The 16,646-nt window shown below is 62.3% G+C and carries 16 protein-coding genes; all 16 read right to left on the bottom strand.

Features of this window, described 5'->3' with window-relative positions; translation table 11 throughout:
* Positions 1-4 precede the first annotated feature (4 nt).
* Positions 5-865, bottom strand: a complete 861-nt coding sequence (locus LDN90_RS06070; RefSeq protein WP_223948355.1) for a septum formation initiator family protein — start codon at positions 863-865, stop codon at positions 5-7.
* 180 nt (positions 866-1,045) lie between these two features.
* Complete coding sequence (gene eno, locus LDN90_RS06065) at positions 1,046-2,326, bottom strand: phosphopyruvate hydratase (RefSeq protein ID WP_216924896.1); 1,281 nt, start codon at positions 2,324-2,326, stop codon at positions 1,046-1,048.
* Between the two features lie 116 nt (positions 2,327-2,442).
* On the bottom strand, positions 2,443-3,141 hold the full coding sequence (locus LDN90_RS06060) for a MazG nucleotide pyrophosphohydrolase domain-containing protein (RefSeq protein ID WP_223948354.1): 699 nt from the start codon (positions 3,139-3,141) through the stop codon (positions 2,443-2,445).
* A complete protein-coding gene (locus LDN90_RS06055) occupies positions 3,119-4,261 on the bottom strand; it encodes an adenosine deaminase (RefSeq protein ID WP_223948353.1) in 1,143 nt (380 codons plus the stop codon). The genes LDN90_RS06060 and LDN90_RS06055 overlap by 23 nt, the downstream gene beginning before the upstream one ends.
* Before the next feature lie 28 nt (positions 4,262-4,289).
* Positions 4,290-5,006 (bottom strand): DedA family protein, encoded by a 717-nt coding sequence (locus LDN90_RS06050; protein WP_223948352.1) that lies wholly within the window; start codon positions 5,004-5,006, stop codon positions 4,290-4,292.
* 175 nt (positions 5,007-5,181) lie between these two features.
* Positions 5,182-5,850 (bottom strand): DedA family protein, encoded by a 669-nt coding sequence (locus LDN90_RS06045; RefSeq protein ID WP_216924893.1) that lies wholly within the window; start codon positions 5,848-5,850, stop codon positions 5,182-5,184.
* 11 nt (positions 5,851-5,861) lie between these two features.
* Positions 5,862-7,172 carry a thymidine phosphorylase gene (locus LDN90_RS06040; protein WP_223948351.1) on the bottom strand — a complete coding sequence of 437 codons (1,311 nt, stop codon included), beginning with the start codon at positions 7,170-7,172 and terminating at the stop codon, positions 5,862-5,864.
* Positions 7,169-7,582, bottom strand: coding sequence for a cytidine deaminase (locus tag LDN90_RS06035; protein ID WP_216924891.1), 414 nt, complete (start codon positions 7,580-7,582; stop codon positions 7,169-7,171). Before LDN90_RS06035 ends, LDN90_RS06040 begins: the two co-directional genes overlap by 4 nt.
* A 2-nt stretch (positions 7,583-7,584) precedes the next feature.
* Positions 7,585-8,850, bottom strand: coding sequence for an ABC transporter permease (locus LDN90_RS06030; protein WP_223949250.1), 1,266 nt, complete (start codon positions 8,848-8,850; stop codon positions 7,585-7,587).
* Between the two features lie 20 nt (positions 8,851-8,870).
* Entirely contained in the window at positions 8,871-10,250 is a 1,380-nt protein-coding gene (locus LDN90_RS06025; protein ID WP_223948350.1) for an ABC transporter permease, read from the bottom strand.
* A complete protein-coding gene (locus tag LDN90_RS06020) occupies positions 10,240-11,760 on the bottom strand; it encodes an ABC transporter ATP-binding protein (protein ID WP_223948349.1) in 1,521 nt (506 codons plus the stop codon). The genes LDN90_RS06025 and LDN90_RS06020 overlap by 11 nt, the downstream gene beginning before the upstream one ends.
* Positions 11,761-11,925: 165 nt before the next feature.
* A complete protein-coding gene (locus LDN90_RS06015; protein WP_223949249.1) occupies positions 11,926-12,993 on the bottom strand; it encodes a BMP family ABC transporter substrate-binding protein in 1,068 nt (355 codons plus the stop codon).
* A gap of 286 nt (positions 12,994-13,279) precedes the next feature.
* Positions 13,280-14,305 (bottom strand): NADP-dependent oxidoreductase, encoded by a 1,026-nt coding sequence (locus tag LDN90_RS06010; RefSeq protein WP_223948348.1) that lies wholly within the window; start codon positions 14,303-14,305, stop codon positions 13,280-13,282.
* The gene (locus LDN90_RS06005) at positions 14,302-14,733 is read right to left on the bottom strand and encodes an organic hydroperoxide resistance protein (RefSeq protein ID WP_216924886.1); all 432 of its coding nucleotides are present in this window, start codon (positions 14,731-14,733) and stop codon (positions 14,302-14,304) included. The genes LDN90_RS06010 and LDN90_RS06005 overlap by 4 nt, the downstream gene beginning before the upstream one ends.
* Positions 14,734-14,786: 53 nt before the next feature.
* The gene (locus LDN90_RS06000) at positions 14,787-15,221 is read right to left on the bottom strand and encodes a MarR family transcriptional regulator (RefSeq protein WP_223948347.1); all 435 of its coding nucleotides are present in this window, start codon (positions 15,219-15,221) and stop codon (positions 14,787-14,789) included.
* Between the two features lie 123 nt (positions 15,222-15,344).
* A complete protein-coding gene (locus LDN90_RS05995; RefSeq protein ID WP_223948346.1) occupies positions 15,345-16,550 on the bottom strand; it encodes an amidohydrolase in 1,206 nt (401 codons plus the stop codon).
* Positions 16,551-16,646 lie beyond the last annotated feature (96 nt).

The following is a 16,646-nucleotide window of genomic DNA, read 5'->3' as shown; positions in this document are numbered from 1 at the left end:
GCGTCTAGTCTGTTGCCGATCGTCTGATTGACTCCCAGAGCGCATCCACCCAGGGCAGGTTTGCCGGGTTTGCGGATGAGCCGGAGCCGGTGCGGCCCCCAGGGGTACCGGCGGCTTCTTCCCCGCCAAATACCCAGTAACCCGTTTCACCCGGCATAACCATGTTAATGCGGTCGCGGGCCTGCTGTTTCACGTAGTTGGGATCCTGCCACCGGGAAAGCTGCTTATTCAGCTCAGCCTGCTCTGCCTGCTTGCTGGCGATCTCGGCCTCCAGGGCGGAGATTTCGGCGCGCTTCTCCAGAAAAATCCGGACCGTGGGCGCGAGCATGATGGTGATGGCAATCATGACCACAGCCAACGCCAGCATCCTGCCCGAGAACGCCTTGGCAGGTACAGGATCGAGATCCTGGGCATCACGGGTGCCGTTGCCGGAGGCTTTGCCTGAAGCTTTCGTGGACGCGGCGGGGCTGTTCTTGGTTGCGGGGCTCTTCTTGGTTGAAGGGCTGTTCTTGGTGGCCGGGGTCTTGCCGCTGCCTGGAGCCTTGGTGGCTGGGCTCTTGGTATTGCCTGCGGTCTTGGAACCGATGGAGGACCTCGTGCTGCGCGGGGTTTTGGGAGCCGAGGGCTTCCTGGTGGCCGCTTTCGGCGTCGAGGATTCCGCAGAGCCGCGGGAGGCGCCGAACTCAGCCTCGATGACGTCTCCACCGGCAGGGTCTGCGCTGTTTGGCGTGCCCACCGGGTTGGGCCGTGCCGGACCGTTGGCCGTGCCTGCGCTGGTTGACCTTCCTGCGCTGTTCGGCCTTCCTGCGCTGTTCGGCCTTCCGAGGGCGTCGGCCCTGGGAACCTTTGGACGACGGGTGGCCATGACACTCCTGTAATGCCCGGTGCTTGCCTGGCGGGTTGCTGCGCTTGCCCTGCGCGTAACGTACGTGTGCGGAACTTGCGTAGGTCCTGCTGTGCCCGCGGCTCCGCAGGCAAGCGTTAAACAGAACCGGTGGCTATGGTCTTTCCACCATAGCCACCGGTCAGCTGTTTTCGCGGAATGCTAGCCCTTGAAACGCGGGAACGCGCTGCGGCCGGCGTAGCGTGCGGCGTCGTCGAGTTCTTCTTCGATGCGCAGGAGCTGGTTGTACTTGGCGACGCGCTCGGAGCGGGCCGGGGCGCCGGTCTTGATCTGGCCCGCGTTGGTGGCAACGGCGATGTCAGCGATAGTGGTGTCCTCGGTTTCGCCGGAGCGGTGCGAGGTGATGGTGGTGTAACCGGAACGCTGGGCCAGGGAAACGGCGTCCAGGGTCTCGGTCAGGGAACCGATCTGGTTGACCTTGACCAGCAGGGAGTTGGCCGTGGCGGCGCTGATTCCCTGCTGCAGGCGGACCGGGTTGGTGACGAAGAGGTCATCGCCAACCAGCTGGACCTTGTCACCGATGGTGTCGGTGAGGGTCTTCCAGCCTTCCCAGTCGTTCTCGTCCAGCGGGTCTTCAATGGAGACCAGCGGGTAGTCGGCAACGAGCTCGGCGTAGTAGGCGCTCATTTCCGAGGCGGTCAGTGCCTTGCCTTCGAACTGGTAAGCACCGTCCTTGTAGAACTCGGAAGATGCAACGTCCAGGGCAAGGGCGATGTCCGTACCCGGGGTGTAGCCGGCGTTCTTGATGGCTTCCTGGATCAGGTCCAGCGCAGCGCGGTTGGACGGCAGGTTGGGGGCGAAGCCACCCTCGTCACCGAGGCCCGTGGAGAGGCCCTTTTCCTGGAGGACAGCCTTGAGGTTGTGGTACACCTCAACACCCCAGCGCAGGCCTTCGGAGAAGGTCTCGGCACCGATCGGGGCGATCATGAATTCCTGGATGTCAACATCGGAGTCCGCGTGCGAGCCACCGTTGAGGATGTTCATCAGCGGAACCGGGAGGACGTGTGCGTTCGGGCCACCGAGGTACTTGTACAGCGGCAGGTCCGAGGAAGCAGCGGCTGCGTTGGCAACGGCCAGGGAAACACCCAGGATGGCGTTGGCGCCGAGCTTGCTCTTGTTCGGGGTGCCATCGAGGTCGATCATGGCCTGGTCGATGCTGCGCTGGTCCGTTGCGTCGAAACCAATGAGTGCCGGCGAGATCTCGTCGATGACCGCGTCAACGGCCTTCTGGACACCCTTGCCGAGGTAACGGCCTTTGTCGCCGTCACGGAGTTCAACAGCTTCGTGCTCGCCGGTGGAGGCGCCGGAGGGAACTGCTGCGCGGCCGATCTGGCCGTCGGAAAGCAGGACCTCAACTTCTACGGTCGGGTTTCCGCGGGAATCAAGGATTTCGCGGGCGTGAATGGCATCGATAAGCGCCATGGATGTGCTCCTTATGGGCAAATTACAGGAATGTGGAGGGAAATTCTCAACGTCCTCGTCGCTACTAGCGTAGTCGAGAGTGGCTTAGGTTACGGAACGGGCTCAAACTCCTCACGTCATGAAGGCTGGGCCTTCCCGTTCTGAAACGATCGAACTGCTGCGCGCAGGGCACGCTCGGCGTCGAGCCCTTGCTCCCGGGCACTGGCAACGACGGCGAGCAACAGCTCACCGAGCGCCTCTTCGGTGTCCGGAACCGCAGGAAGCCCGACGGCGGTTGCCTGGCTTTGGGCGTCGATCGACAGACCCGCACGGGCAGCACGGTCCAGGGACTTTTGCGCCCCTGCCAAGGCGGGTAGGTGCGGTGGAATTCCCTCGAACGGATCGGCACGGCCGGGCTTCTCGGAACGCTTCACGGCATCCCACTTCAGGACGATTTCCTCGACCGTCGCCGGGAACGTGGCCTGCAGCGAACCGTCCGGCTTGAAGACGTGTGGATTGCGGCGGACCATCTTCGCGTTGATGCCGCGGGTTACGGCATCAAAGTCGAAGCTGCCGCGCTCCTCGGCAAGCCGGGCGTGAAGCACCACTTGAAGCAGCACATCGCCCAGCTCGCCGCGGAGCTCCTCGTCCCTGGCCGGCGAATCCCCGGCCTCAATCGAGTCCACAACCTCGTACGCTTCCTCGATCAAGTACTCCACCAAGGATTCATGCGTGAGCGCCCCCATCCAGGGGCAGTGATCACGCAGCGACGCGATCGTCCGGATCAGCTCCGTAATCCCGGCCCCCGACTCGTTAGCCGAGGTTGGCGTAGGCATCGTTGATGTACTCGACCAAAGCTTCACGCTCGTCCAGCGGCAGGAAGGCGGCCTCTGCGGCGTTGAGCGTCAGCTCGAGCAAATCATCGAGGTCGTAGTCGAAGGTTTCCACCAGGAGCTCGAACTCGTCCGTCAGCGTGACACCGCTCATGAGCCTGTTGTCCGTATTGATGGTGACGTTGAAGCCGAGCTGGAAAAGCATGTCCAACGGGTGGCTCTCGATGCCTTCGCCGAAGCTGGAGATGGCACCGGTCTGGAGGTTCGATGACGGGCAGATTTCCAGGGGAATTCCGCGGTCGCGTACCCAGGCGGCCACGCCGCCGAGTGTCACCATGCCGATGGTGTCCTCGCCGTCGTCGTCGGAGTTGTCCTCAAACTCCACCGTGATGTCCTCGGCAATACGCACGCCGTGCCCAAGCCGGAGGGCGCGTCCGTCCACGAGGGCCGACTGGATGCTGTCCAGGCCTGCGGCCTCACCGGCGTGGACCGTGGCCGGGAAGTTGTTCTCGGCAAGGTAGGTGAAGGCGTCCTTGAAGCGGGAGGGCAGGAAGCCGTCTTCGGCGCCTGCAATATCGAAGCCGACAGCGCCGTTGGCGCGGTGTCGAACGGCCAGCTCCGCGATTTCCTGGCCGCGGTCGGCGTGGCGCATTGCAGTGATGAGTTGCCCCACCTGAATCTGCTGGCCGCGTTCTTCCGCCGCATCCACGCCGGCTTCGAGGCCATCCTGGACCGCTTCCACCACTTCATCCAGGGTCAGGCCCTTTTGCAGGTGCTGTTCGGGGGCCCAGCGTACTTCACCGTAAACGACGCCGTCCTCAGCGAGGTCTTCCACGAATTCCTTCGCGACCCGGAACAGGCCCTCCTTGGTCTGCATCACGGCAATCGTGTGGTCAAACGTTTCCAGGTACCGCACCAGCGAACCGGAGTCGGCAGATTCGCGGAACCATTCGCCCAAGGCAACCGGATCAGTGGAAGGCAGCGTGTGGCCGACGGCCTGCGCCAGTTCGATGATGGTTGCAGGCCGCAGTCCTCCGTCCAGGTGGTCGTGGAGGGAAACCTTGGGAAGGCTCTTCAAATCGAAGTCGAGGGCAGGGGCGGCATCAACAATGGGCTCAGTCACGTACTAACTGTAGGGGGACCGCAGGTGCTTAGCCAGCAGGCTTGGAGAGGTCGACGCCGGCGACAGCGTTTCGCTGCGGGTCCGCCTTGGGTGCCTCCGCAGATGCTGCCGCCTCACGGGCGTGGTCCTTCTTCTCCGTGTCCTTCTTCTCCAGGTACTTGTGCCACCAACGAAGAACGTGGTCCACAACAATGCCCAGGATCACCGCGAACGCCACGGCAATGCCCACGCCAAGCAGCGGGTTGTTGTGCACCCATTGGCCGGCGAGAATGCCGATGCCGATGGAGTAGCAAACCCACGTGACGCAGGCAAAGGCATCCAGGAAGAAGAATGTCCTGTGGCGGAACCCCGTCTGTCCGGCAACGTAGTTCACAGCCACACGTCCCCAGGGAATGTAGCGGGCCGTGAAGATCAGGACTGCCCCACGTTTGTCCAGCTCATACTGGGCCCAGGCAAACATCTTCTGGACCTTGGGGCGCCGCATCCATTTCCAGCGGTTCAAGCCAATCTTGCGGCCCAGCATGTAGGCCATGTTGTCGCCGGCCATAGCGCCCACCAGTGCCGTGCCACCGAGGATCCACAGGTTGGGTTCACCGTTGTGGAGGGACAGTGCCGAGAGGCCAACGATGGCTGTTTCGCTGGGAAGGATGGTGGCGAATCCGTCAATGAAGAAAAAGACCAGAAGGACCGGGTAAATCCAAGGCTGCCCAGCTGCATGCTCGAGCATTTGGTTCAAAAACTCCACGCGGCGGTAGCTCCTAGGCGAATATGACTTGACACTGTGACGGAAGTCGCTCTTAGTGTCCCATGGCCGGGACGTCGTTCGCTACGCCCCAGCCTCGGGATCACACACTTAACGGTACGCGTGGACTACGCGTTCCGTCGTCAGCCGCCAGACTGATCTCCCGGCGTCGTTCACGTCATACCGTGGGTGGAGGCGGCGCTTCTTCCTCGGCGATATTTGTGCCTTCAGCGATGTTCTTACGGTCCAGCGGGACCGATCCCCGGACCTTGCTGATGATGCGGTCGATGATGATGCCCAGGATCACCGCCACCACAATCGCAATCACTGCGCCCAATAGATGGTTGTGCTCGAACCAGACCCCAAAGAAGTATCCCAGGACCACCGAATAGCTGGCCCACAGGATGGCCGACATTGCGGTCAGCCCAATAAAGCGGCGGTGGTTAAAGTGCGTGGCACCGGCCGTCAGGTTCACCGCCACCCGACCGATGGGAATGAAGCGCGCCACCATGATGAGTGAGGCTGACCTCCGTCGAAGTTCCTTCCCAGCCCAGCGGAAGGCTCCTTGCATACGCTGGGTTCGCATCCAACGCCAACGCTGGATCCCGATCCTGTGTCCTATCAGGTAGGCAATATTGTCGCCTGAGAAAGCGCCAAGTGCTGCCACGACCGCGAGCAGCCACACGTTGGGTGAGCCTCCGCTGCCGGAGACAGCACTCAAGCCCACCACCACGGACTCGCTGGGAATGGGTGGGAAGAAGCCATCGATCAGGCAGCAGGCCAAAACCAGGAACAACACCCACGGCTGCTGGGCCGCGGCGAGGATGAAATCGTTGATGGCCTGCACGGGATCTAAGCCTAGGCGATCCTGTCGATGATCAACTGATGGGCTGGTCGTGAGCCCTCCGGTGCAATCACCACGGCGTCCTGTAGCGCTTCCTTGGCCCGCTCAAACTTCTCAGGAGTATCGGTCAGGAGCGTCATCAACGGTTCGCCGGCCCGGACCAATGCGCCCGGTTTGGCATGAAGGCGCACACCGGCTCCGGCCTGGACCTTGTCCTCCTTGCGGGCGCGGCCAGCTCCGAGGCGCCATGCCGTAACGCCCACGGACAGGGCATCCAGCTCCACCAGGACGCCATCAGCCGGCGCGTAGACCACCTCGGATTCCTTGGCCACCGGCAACGCCGCGCGCGGATCACCGCCCTGTGCTTGGATCATCCGGTTCCAGACATCCATGGCGCGCCCATCCTTGAGGGCAGCCGCGGGATCGGCGTCGTGAATGCCGGCACCGGCCAGCATCTCCTCGGCCAAACGGACAGTCAGCTCGACGACGTCTTCCGGACCGCCGCCCGCAAGGACCTCCACCGATTCCTCCACCTCGATGGCGTTGCCTGCTGTCAGGCCCAGCGGCGTGGACATATCGGTCATCAAAGCCACGGTGTGAACGCCCGCGTCCTTCCCCAAGGCCACCATGGTCTCCGCCAGCTCCCGCGCCCGTGCCTCGTCCTTCATGAAGGCACCGGAACCCACCTTCACGTCCAGTACCAACGAGCCGGTGCCTTCTGCGATCTTCTTACTCATGATCGAGGATGCAATCAGCGGGATCGCTTCGACGGTTCCCGTGACATCGCGCAGGGCGTAGAGCTTCTTGTCAGCCGGCGCCAGACCGGATCCGGCAGCACAAATGACCGCTCCGACGTCCTGGAGCTGCGCCATGATCTCCTCATTGCTCAAGTTCGCGCGCCACCCGGGAATCGCTTCGAGCTTGTCCAAGGTGCCACCAGTGTGGCCGAGTCCACGGCCTGAAAGCTGCGGAACAGCCACCCCAAAGACCGCCACCAGCGGGGCCAACGGGAGCGTGATCTTATCCCCCACCCCACCGGTAGAGTGTTTGTCGCTGGTAGGCTTCCGGCCGCCGTCGGGCGTTGTCAGCGACGAGAAGTCCATCCGCTCCCCGGAGGCGATCATCGCCGAAGTCCAGCGCGAGATTTCCTCACGGTTCATGCCGTTGAGCAGGATCGCCATGTTCAAAGCCGCCATCTGCTCCTCGGCGATAACACCGCGTGTATAGGCGTCGATCGTCCAGTCGATCTGTTCCGGTGTCAGCGTGCCTTTGTCGCGTTTGATGGAGATGATCTGAACGGCGTCGAAGGCTTCAGTGCTTCTCACGTGGTTTCCTCCAGGTTTTCGGGACCAAAGGCGTCAGGCAACACTTGGTCCATGGATTTGATTCCCTGCGTTGTCATGAGCTGCATGCCGGGCGCCCGGAACTCGAAGAGCAGCTGACGGCAGCGCCCGCATGGCATGAGGACGTTCCCTTGGCCATCGACGCAGTAGAAAGCCGCGATCCTGCCCCCGCCGGTCATGTGTAGTTGTCCCACCAAGGCGCATTCAGCGCAGAGGGTCAGACCATAGCTGGCATTCTCCACATTGCAGCCGCTAACGATCCTGCCATCCTCGGTGAGCGCCGCAGCGCCCACCGGGAACTTGGAATACGGGGCATAGGCCCGTTCCATGGCCTGTACTGCAGCTTCTTCCAGTGCATGCCAATCGACGCGCCTTTCGTGAAGAGTCGTCATCGTCAACCCTTCACGTACGGTATGCCGCTTGCGGCAGGTGGCCGCGACCTGCCCACCAAACCTGCGACGGCGAAGATGGTCACCAGGTACGGCAGCATGGCCATGAACTGGCTTGGCACAGGGGTACCAATGATGCCCAGAATCGATTGCAGGTTGTACGCAAAGCCGAACAGCAGCGAGGCGAGGAAGGCACCGATCGGATTCCACCGTCCAAAGATCAGGGCCGCCAAGGCGATGAAGCCACGGCCGCCGGAGATTTCCTTGGTGAAGGAGTCGATGGTCACCAGGGTGAACACGGCACCACCGATGCCGGCGATGGCACCACCAAGCGTCACGTTCCAGAACCGGGTGGCGTTGACGTTGATGCCAAGGGTGTCCGCAGCCTGCGGGTGCTCGCCGACAGCGCGGACGCGCAAGCCCCAACGGGTCTTGAACAGGCCGAACCAGACGACGGCTACAGCCACGTACATGAGGTAGCCCGCGATGGATTGCTCAAACAGGATCGGCCCAATGATGGGAATATCCGAAAGGAATGGAATCGGCAGGATATCCAGGCGGCCAGGGGTGTTGAACTGCTCCTTGTTGGGAACCATGACGGTGCCGAACAGGAAGCCCGTGAGGCCGGAGACCAGCACATTCAAGACAACGCCCACAATGATCTGGTTGACGAGGTATTTGATGCTGAAGACCGCCAAAACCATGGACACTACGGCACCAGCTGCTGCGGCAGCGATCAGGCCGACATAGGGGCTGCCAGTCACCGTGGCAACCAAAGCGGCGGTGAAGGCACCTCCGAGCAGCTGGCCTTCGATGGCGATGTTCACCACCCCCACGCGCTCACACAAGACGCCGGAGAGGGAACCAAACACCAGGGGAACTGCCAACGTCACAGAACCCGCAACCAGGCCGGCGAGGGAGATGGACGGCTGGCGTGCACCGGCAACAATCCAAACCAGCAGGGCGAAGACGAACACCACGGCGAAGGCGATGGGCAACCACTTCGGCGAGCGCTCCCCCCGTGTCCACAGGAAGATGGAGTAACCCGCCATGGCCAGGAGCAGGATGGCCAGGACAATGCCACCTACTTGCCCGGGAATCATCAGCGCCGGTACCGCGAAAGCGTCGCCTGGATCACTGATCTTCATCTCCGCAGTCTGATCCGGACCCATGAGGCCGAAGAAGATCAGCGCTATGAGTGCCAGGACGCCAAGCGAAACAGGGACCTTCAACGATGGGCGAAGTCCAGGCAGTGCTGTTGCTCCCGCCATGGGGGCGGTGGATGTTGCGCTCACTTGGCACCTCCAGCGGCGTTGGCAAGGGCAGCTTTCCGGGCGGCCTTCGGTGTCTTGTTCTTCTTCTTGGGCTCAAGCCGGAAGATCGACCTGATCAGTGGCGGTGCTGCGATGAACAGGACGATCAGTGATTGGACCACCAACACGATGTCGATCGGCGTGCCCGTTTGGATCTGCATCTGGACTGCACCAGCCCGGAATGCACCAAACAGGAGGCCCGCGAAGAACGTGCCCCACGGAGTGCTTCGGCCAAGCAGCGCAACCGTGATGGCATCGAAGCCGATCTGCGCTGCAATGCCGCCGGTCAGCACCTTTTCCGTACCCGCTACCTGGGCAACTCCGCCAAAGGCTGCGAGCGCGCCGGCAAAGGCCATCACCAGGATGGTGGCCCGGGGTACCTTGACCCCTGCTGTTCGTGCGGCCACAGGGTTGGCTCCGACAGCCCGGAACTCAAAGCCAATGGTGGACCGGTTCAACATCCACCACACGCCGTAAGTCAGTAACACCGCCACCAGGAAGCCCAGGTGGAGTCGGGAACCCGGAATGATCACCGGGTAGGCAGCCGTCTCGTCCAGCCGCGGCGAGATGGGGCTGTTATCCCCCGGGCGCCGGAAGGCAGCGGTGTTCAACAGGAAGTCCAGGAGGAACAGCGCGACGTAGTTGAGCATGATAGTCACGATGACCTCGTGCGCACCTGTCCTGGCTTTGAGGACCCCAACGATCGCACCCCATGCGGCGCCGCCGAGCACGCCCATGATGATGACGAGCAGCAGGTGGAGCCCGAACGGCAAATGCCAGGTAAAGCCCACATAGGCCGCCAACGTGGCGCTGATGATGATCTGCCCCTGGGCACCGATGTTGAACAGGCCGGCGCGGAAGGCCAGGGCAACGCCCAGGCCAGCGCAAATCAGGGGCGTGGCCACCGTCATAGTTTCAAGCAGCGGCATGAGTCCTTGGCGGGGGTTGAATACCGAGCCCTGGAACAATGCGACGTAGCTCTTGGTCATGGCATTCCAGAGCGCCAGCAGGAAATCGGTCGGCCGTGCGAAGAAATAACCCGCGGTCTCGGCAACTGTCTTGTCCGTACTTGCAATCAGCAAACCGCCCAGGAACAGTGCCACGATGACCGCCAGGACGGACACGAAGCCGTTGCCCATGACGATCCTGCGCATTGTGCTGCCTTCGTGGTGGCCGGTGTCCCCGCTCTGCGATGACACAGGAACGATCGACGGTTCCAGCGTGCCGCCGGCCGTGTCCAGTGCGACGTCCGCCGCGCGTACTTCCGCGGCGGATTCTTCGGGAGTCTGGTTCTTACTGGGGGTCTGGTCGTTACTGGGGGTCTGGTCCTTGCTGGGGGTCTGGTCCTTACTCGTCATGGGAGCCTCCTTCCGGGCCGACGCCGGCCATCATCAGGCCAAGGGTGTCTCGGGGAGTCCCCGCAGGGACAATACCCACGAGCTTCCCCTTGTAAAGCACGGCGATCCTGTCCGCGAGTTCGATCACTTCATCGAGTTCCGTGGAGATGATCATCACCGGCGTTCCCACGTCCCGTTCGGCAACGATGCGTTTGTGGAGGAATTCGATGGAGCCGACATCCACGCCACGCGTGGGCTGGCTTGCGATGAAAAGCCGCAAGGGCCTGGAGAGCTCACGCGCCATGACCACTTTTTGCTGGTTGCCGCCGGAGAGGGTTCCGGCCGCAGCTCCCGCGGAGGGCGTCCTGATATCGAACTCCTGGATCTTGGCTTCGGCATTTTCTGCAACCTTGGAGGGCTTCATGCTGATACCGCTGGTAAACGGTGCTTGGTCGTAAAGGTCCAGCACCAGGTTCTCGGCAACAGAGAAGGGACCCACCAGGCCGTCCACTGTGCGGTCTTCCGGGACAAAGCCGACGCCGGAGCGCAGCACGTCCTTGACCGGCAGGCCCAGGAGCTGCTTGCCATCCAGCGTCACGGATCCCGTGACGTGCGGCTGGATACCGAGGATTGCTTCCGTCAGCTCGGTCTGGCCGTTGCCTTGGACACCTGCGACGGCGAGGATCTCGCCTTGGGCGATGTCGAAGCTGATGCCGTCCACCACGTTGGTGCCATTGGGGGCCCGGACTGTCAGGTCCTTCACTACGAACGTTGTTTCCTTAGGCTGCGCGGTTGCCTTGTCCAAGGTCAGGCTGACCGGACGGCCCACCATCATGGAGGCAAGTTCGGAGGCCAGTGCGGTGGGAGGGGCATCCCCTACTACTCTGCCGCGGCGGATTACCGTGATGACGTCAGAGACGGCCTTCACTTCGCGCAGCTTGTGTGAAATGAACACGATGGATGTGCCGCCTGCCTTGAGCTGACGCATGATATCCAGGAGTTCATCGGTTTCCTGGGGCGTGAGGACTGCCGTGGGTTCATCCAGGATGAGCACTTTGGCCTCGCGGACCAGGGCCTTGATGATCTCGACGCGCTGCTGGACGCCGACTGGCAGGTCCTCCACCAGGGCGTCGGGGTCGACGTGGAAGCCGTACTTCTGCGATATGTCCCGGATTTTCTTTCGGGTTTCGTCAATGCTGAGGACCCCGCCGAAGGACGTTGGCTCAGCCCCGAGGGCCACATTTTCGGCCACTGTGAAGACAGGAACCAGCATGAAGTGCTGGTGCACCATGCCGATACCGGCGGCCATGGCGTCGCCGGGGCCGCGGAAGTTAACGAGCTTGTCATCAACAAGGATTTGCCCGGCCGTCGGTTCGTAGAGTCCGTACAGCACGTTCATGAGGGTTGATTTTCCGGCGCCATTTTCGCCGAGGAGGCAATGGATCTGGCCCGGTTCGACCACGAGGTCGATGTCTTGGTTGGCGTAGAAGGTCCCGAAGGCTTTCGAGATCCCCTTCAATTCGAGTTTCACAACTCCCACCGTTCTTTGAGTCCGAGGGACGGCCGTACTGCTCCAAGCCATTGGCTTTGAGCAGAAGCCTATTCTTGGGAGGGCCCGCAAGATAGGCGCTGGCCAGGGCAAAAAACGAGCCGCCAGTACCGGCACTCGGTACTGGCGGCGCGTCCAGGAATTGTTTTACTTCTTAGGGCTTGCCGCCGATTCAACAACCAGCTTGCCGGACACGATGTCCGCCTTCAGCTTGTCGAGCTCGGATTTGGTGTCCGCGGAAATTGCCGAATCGAGATCGTGGAACGGGGCGATGGCTACGCCCTCATTGGCCAGGGTGCCAACGTAGGCTTCGTTGCTGAACTTGCCATCCTTGTCGTCCTTCACCACGTTTTCCACCGCTTGACCCATCTGCTTGACCACGGAGGTCAGCATGAGGTCCTTGTACTCAGGGGCGGTGAGGTAGCCATCGGAGTCAACCCAGATGAGCTTGACGTCCTTGCCGGCTGCCTTGGCTTCCTTCAGAGCTGCACCTGCACCCTTGCCCACAGGGCCCGCTACGGGCATGATAATGTCCGCGCCCTGGTCCAGGAGGTTCTTGGTGATCTGCTTGCCGGTGTCCTGCTTCTCGAAGTCGCCCGTGAACGAGCCATCCTGGCTGGTCTTGTCCCAGCCGACCACCTGGACGGACTTGCCCTTGGCCTTGTTGTAGGCCTGGACGCCGTCATAGAAGCCGTCCATGAAGATGGTGACCGTGGGAAGCTTGATGCCGCCGAAGGTACCCACCTTGCCGGTCTTTGTTGCTGAGGCAGCCGCGTAGCCAGCCAGGTAAGCGGCCTGCGCGGTGTCGTAGACCACGGGCTTCACGTTCGCGACGGGGGTCGTGTACGAGTAGTCGATGATTGCGAAGTGTTTGTCCGGGTTCTTCTCCGCGGCAGCCTTGGTGGCATCGCCGAGGAGGAAGCCCACCGTAAAGGTCATATTGCAGCCTGCGGAGATCATGCCATTGAGGTTGGTCTCGTAGTCGCTGTTGGCCTTGGACTCAGCCGACTTCATGGTGATGCCGAGGTCCTTTTCGGACTTCTGCAGGCCTTCGAACGAGGACTGGTTGAAGGACTGGTCATCGAATCCGCCGGAGTCGGACACGATGCAGCCGATGTAGTCGCTCTTGGTGGGAGCGCCGGAACCAGCGCTTGGAGCTTGTCCGCAACCGCTGAGCATGAGGGCGGCCGCACCTGCAGTTGCAATGCCGGCCATTGAACCGCGCTTAAGGGTGGCACGCAGTGGGTTCTTCAATTTTCCTCCAGGAAGAAAGTGAGTCGCGCTACGACGGATGGTCAATGAGTGTCCGTTTCGAATACCCGAGGCAGAAATTCTGTTTTCACTGAAGTTCGCAGCACTGCGCCGAAGCGCCTTGATACCCCCAACACTAGTGGCGTGGACCACACGCAGGTAGCACAATTCAGTCCTCAAGGGCAGATCGTTGACTTTTTGTTACCAAGCAGTAGCCGGGTGTGCAAGTCACACCCGGCCCACGCCTACATCACAGTCGGACAAGCATCTTTCCGGTGTTGGCGCCGTCCAGCAGGTCAATGAACGCCTGCGGCGCATTCTCCAGCCCATCCACGATCGTCTCGTCGTAGCGAATCGTTCCGTCCGCGAGCCAACCGGCCATCTTTCCAGCGAACTCTGCGGCGTGCTGGCGCTGTCCGCCCACCAGGAATCCACGCAGGGTCAGCTGCTTGCCGATCGCCAGCGCGAGGTTCCTGGGCGCAACCGGCGGTTCGGTGGAGTTGTATTGGGCAATGGCACCGCACATGGCAACGCGCCCGCCCACAGTCAGCGTAGCCAGGGCGGCTTCAAGGTGTTCGCCGCCGACGTTGTCGAAGTAGACATCGATGCCGCGCTCCCCCGCAGCTTCACGCAACTGCTCAAGTACGGGACCATCGTTGTAGTTGAAGGCTGCGTCAAATCCGAGCTCCAGGAGCCTGGCAACCTTGTCCGCCGATCCGGCGCTGCCGATCACCTTGCTGGCTCCGGACGCCTTGGCAATCTGGCCCACCATGGATCCCACAGCGCCGGCCGCCCCGGACACGAAGACGACGTCGCCTTCTTTGAACTCGGCCACCTTGAGCAGGCCCGCGTATGCCGTCAGGCCCGTCATTCCCAAAGCGCCAAGGAACGCCGACGTAGGTGCCAAGCCGCTTGGAACCGGGGTTGTCGCAGCCGCGTCGACCACCGCGTGCTCACGCCACCCCAGTTGATGCACGACGACGTCACCCACCCTGTGCGCATCGGACCTGGACGCTATCACCTCGCCTACCGCACCGCCGTCGAGCGCTGCGTCCAGGCGGAACGGCGCAGAGTAGGACTTGACGTCATTCATCCGTCCGCGCATATAGGGATCTACGGACATGAACTGGTTCCGGACCAGGATCTGCCCGTCCTGAAGGTCCGGCAGCACGGAGGCGGCCAGACGGAAGTTCTCCGACGTTGGGCGGCCGACGGGACGCGAGGAGAGCTGAATTTCCCGGGTTTCCGTCGGCAGGACGGTTGTTGCAGTGCTCATGCTGCAAACTCCACGAGCTTGAGGTCAACGGCCATGTTGCCGCGGGTGGCGTTGGAATAGGGACAGATCTGGTGTGCTTTGGCCATCAGTTCCTCCGCGGTATCACGATCCAAGGCGGGCAGGGCGATCTCAAGCTCGGCGGCCAGGCCGTAACCCTCGCGGTCAGTGAGTGCACCGAAGTGGACCTTGGCGGCAACGGCGGAATCGCTGAGGTCAACGCGTTCCTTGCGGCCCACCAGGCGCAGTGCGGAGTGGAAGCATGCCGCGTAGCCGGCGGCGAACAACTGCTCGGGATTGGTGCCCTGGCCGTTGCCGCCAAGCTCGACCGGGCTGGCGAGGGCGACGTCGAGTTTGCCGTCGTTGGTGCGGGCGTTGCCATCGCGGCCTTCGCCGGAGGCCAAAGCCTCGGCAGTGTAAAGAGTCTTCACGAATCTTCCTTTTCTCTTGGAAATCAGTGGGCTTGTGTGGCTTGGAAAAATTCTCAGAGTGACTTCTGCAGTGCCGCAGTGAGTTTGCAGAGCGTCGCATGCAGTTGCCCAATCTCGTCCGGGGACAGGCCGGCGGCCTCCGCGAGACGCTTGGGGACAGCCTGGGCGCGCGTGCTCAACTCCCTGCCGGCGTCGGTCAGGACAACATCCACCCGACGTTCGTCCTCGACGGAACGGTGGCGCTCTACGAGACCCAGCGCCTCAAGGCGCTTCAGGAGGGGCGACAACGTGCCGGAGTCGAGCCCGAGTTCGGCGCCAAGTTCACGGACGCTGCGCGGTTCCTGCTCCCACAGGACCAGCATCACCAGGTACTGCGGATAGGTAAGGCCCAACTCGTCCAGCACGGGGCGGTAGACCGCCGTCGCGGCCTTGGACGCTGAATACAACGCAAAGCAGACCTGATGGCGGAGGCGGGGTGCATCACTCATGAATAAAACGATAGTGCACAATTCAATTGTGCACAACTCATCTAGCGGTACTGGCACCCAACTGAGTCGCAGTTAAGCGCGTTTTGAGAGCTCAAAACGGGCTTAACTGCGACTTAGTTGGGTTTACTCCTGGAGGTCCCGGATGGTGCGGAGCGCGGCCGCCGTCAGGACACGAATGGCGTAGCCAAGGGCGCGTTCATCCACAATGAAGTCGCCACGATGGAGATCATATTCCTCGCCGCCGGGCGTGTGTGTGCCGAGCCGCATCATGGCGCCCGGGAGGTCGGCGAGGAACCATGCAAAGTCTTCGCCACCCATGGACTGGGGCGTCAGGACGACGGCGTGCTCACCGAGTTCGGCCCGCGCCGCCGCTTCAATGAGGGCCGTCTCGTGCTCCGAGTTGACCACGGGAGGAACGCCGCGGGTGTGCTCCAAGTGCACGTCCACGCCGTAAGGAGCGGCAACCTGCTTCACGACGTCGTCCAGCAACTCCCCGGCACTGTGCCAGGCATCGCGGTCAAGGCAACGCATGGTGCCCGCCATGTAGCCAGTGCCCGGGATGGCGTTGGGTGCGGAACCTGCCGAGATCTGGCCCCACACCACTGACACTCCGCTGCGGACATCCACGCGACGGGAGAGCACTGCGGGTACGTTGACCGCAATTTGCGCCAGGGCAAAGACCAGGTCTTCCGTCAGGTGCGGCCTGGACGTGTGGCCTCCGCGGCCCGTGAGCTCGATCTTGATGGTGTCCGACGCCGAGGTGATGGCCCCGATCCGGGTGCCGATCTTGCCGACGTTGATCCTGGGATCGCAGTGCAACGCAAGGATCCGGGGAACGCCCTCCAGCACGCCCTGCTCGATGCAGGACAAAGCACCGCCCGGCATGGTCTCCTCGGCCGGCTGGAAGATGATGCGGACAGTTCCGCCCAGCGGGGTGTTCTTGTGCATCCGCTGCAGCACCAAGGCAATGCCGAGCATGGTGGTGGTGTGGACGTCATGCCCGCAGGCATGGGTGACGCCGTGGTTCTTCGAAGCGAACGGCAGACCCGTTTCCTCGATGATGGGCAAGGCGTCGATGTCACCACGCAGTGCAGTGGCAATAGGACCTTCGCCCACGTCAACCGTCAGTCCGGTTCCGTCAAGGCGGCGCGGCTGCAAGCCGGCAGCTTCGAGCCGCTCCACGAGTTTGTCGGTGGTGCGGAATTCCTTGAAGGAGAGTTCAGGGTGCGCGTGCAGGTCCCGCCTGAAATCGATGAGTCCAGGCAGCAGCTCATCCACCCACGGGCTTACAACGGGTGTCGGCTCGGTTTCAGTCGTGTAATTGCGCACGTCACAACTCTAGCCATCCACGGCCTCCGAAGAACGAAAGCCACCTCTTGGTTACGCTGCGTTCAGACGTAGGACAACCAAAGAGGTGGCTCACGG

This window comes from Arthrobacter sp. NtRootA1, from assembly GCF_019976975.1.
GTDB lineage: Bacteria > Actinomycetota > Actinomycetes > Actinomycetales > Micrococcaceae > Arthrobacter > Arthrobacter aromaticivorans.
This window is presented reverse-complemented; position numbering and strand designations above follow the sequence as displayed.

Coding starts and splice junctions, on each gene's coding strand:
- LDN90_RS06035 (WP_216924891.1), bottom strand. CDS start 7,582: ATGACGACTCTTCACGAAAGGCGCGTCGATTGGCATGCACTGGAAGAA.
- LDN90_RS06060 (WP_223948354.1), bottom strand. CDS start 3,141: ATGCCTACGCCAACCTCGGCTAACGAGTCGGGGGCCGGGATTACGGAG.
- LDN90_RS06015 (WP_223949249.1), bottom strand. CDS start 12,993: ATGGCCGGCATTGCAACTGCAGGTGCGGCCGCCCTCATGCTCAGCGGT.
- LDN90_RS06070 (WP_223948355.1), bottom strand. CDS start 865: ATGGCCACCCGTCGTCCAAAGGTTCCCAGGGCCGACGCCCTCGGAAGG.
- LDN90_RS06030 (WP_223949250.1), bottom strand. CDS start 8,850: ATGGCGGGAGCAACAGCACTGCCTGGACTTCGCCCATCGTTGAAGGTC.
- LDN90_RS06010 (WP_223948348.1), bottom strand. CDS start 14,305: ATGAGCACTGCAACAACCGTCCTGCCGACGGAAACCCGGGAAATTCAG.
- LDN90_RS06025 (WP_223948350.1), bottom strand. CDS start 10,250: ATGACGAGTAAGGACCAGACCCCCAGCAAGGACCAGACCCCCAGTAAC.
- LDN90_RS06000 (WP_223948347.1), bottom strand. CDS start 15,221: ATGAGTGATGCACCCCGCCTCCGCCATCAGGTCTGCTTTGCGTTGTAT.
- eno (WP_216924896.1), bottom strand. CDS start 2,326: ATGGCGCTTATCGATGCCATTCACGCCCGCGAAATCCTTGATTCCCGC.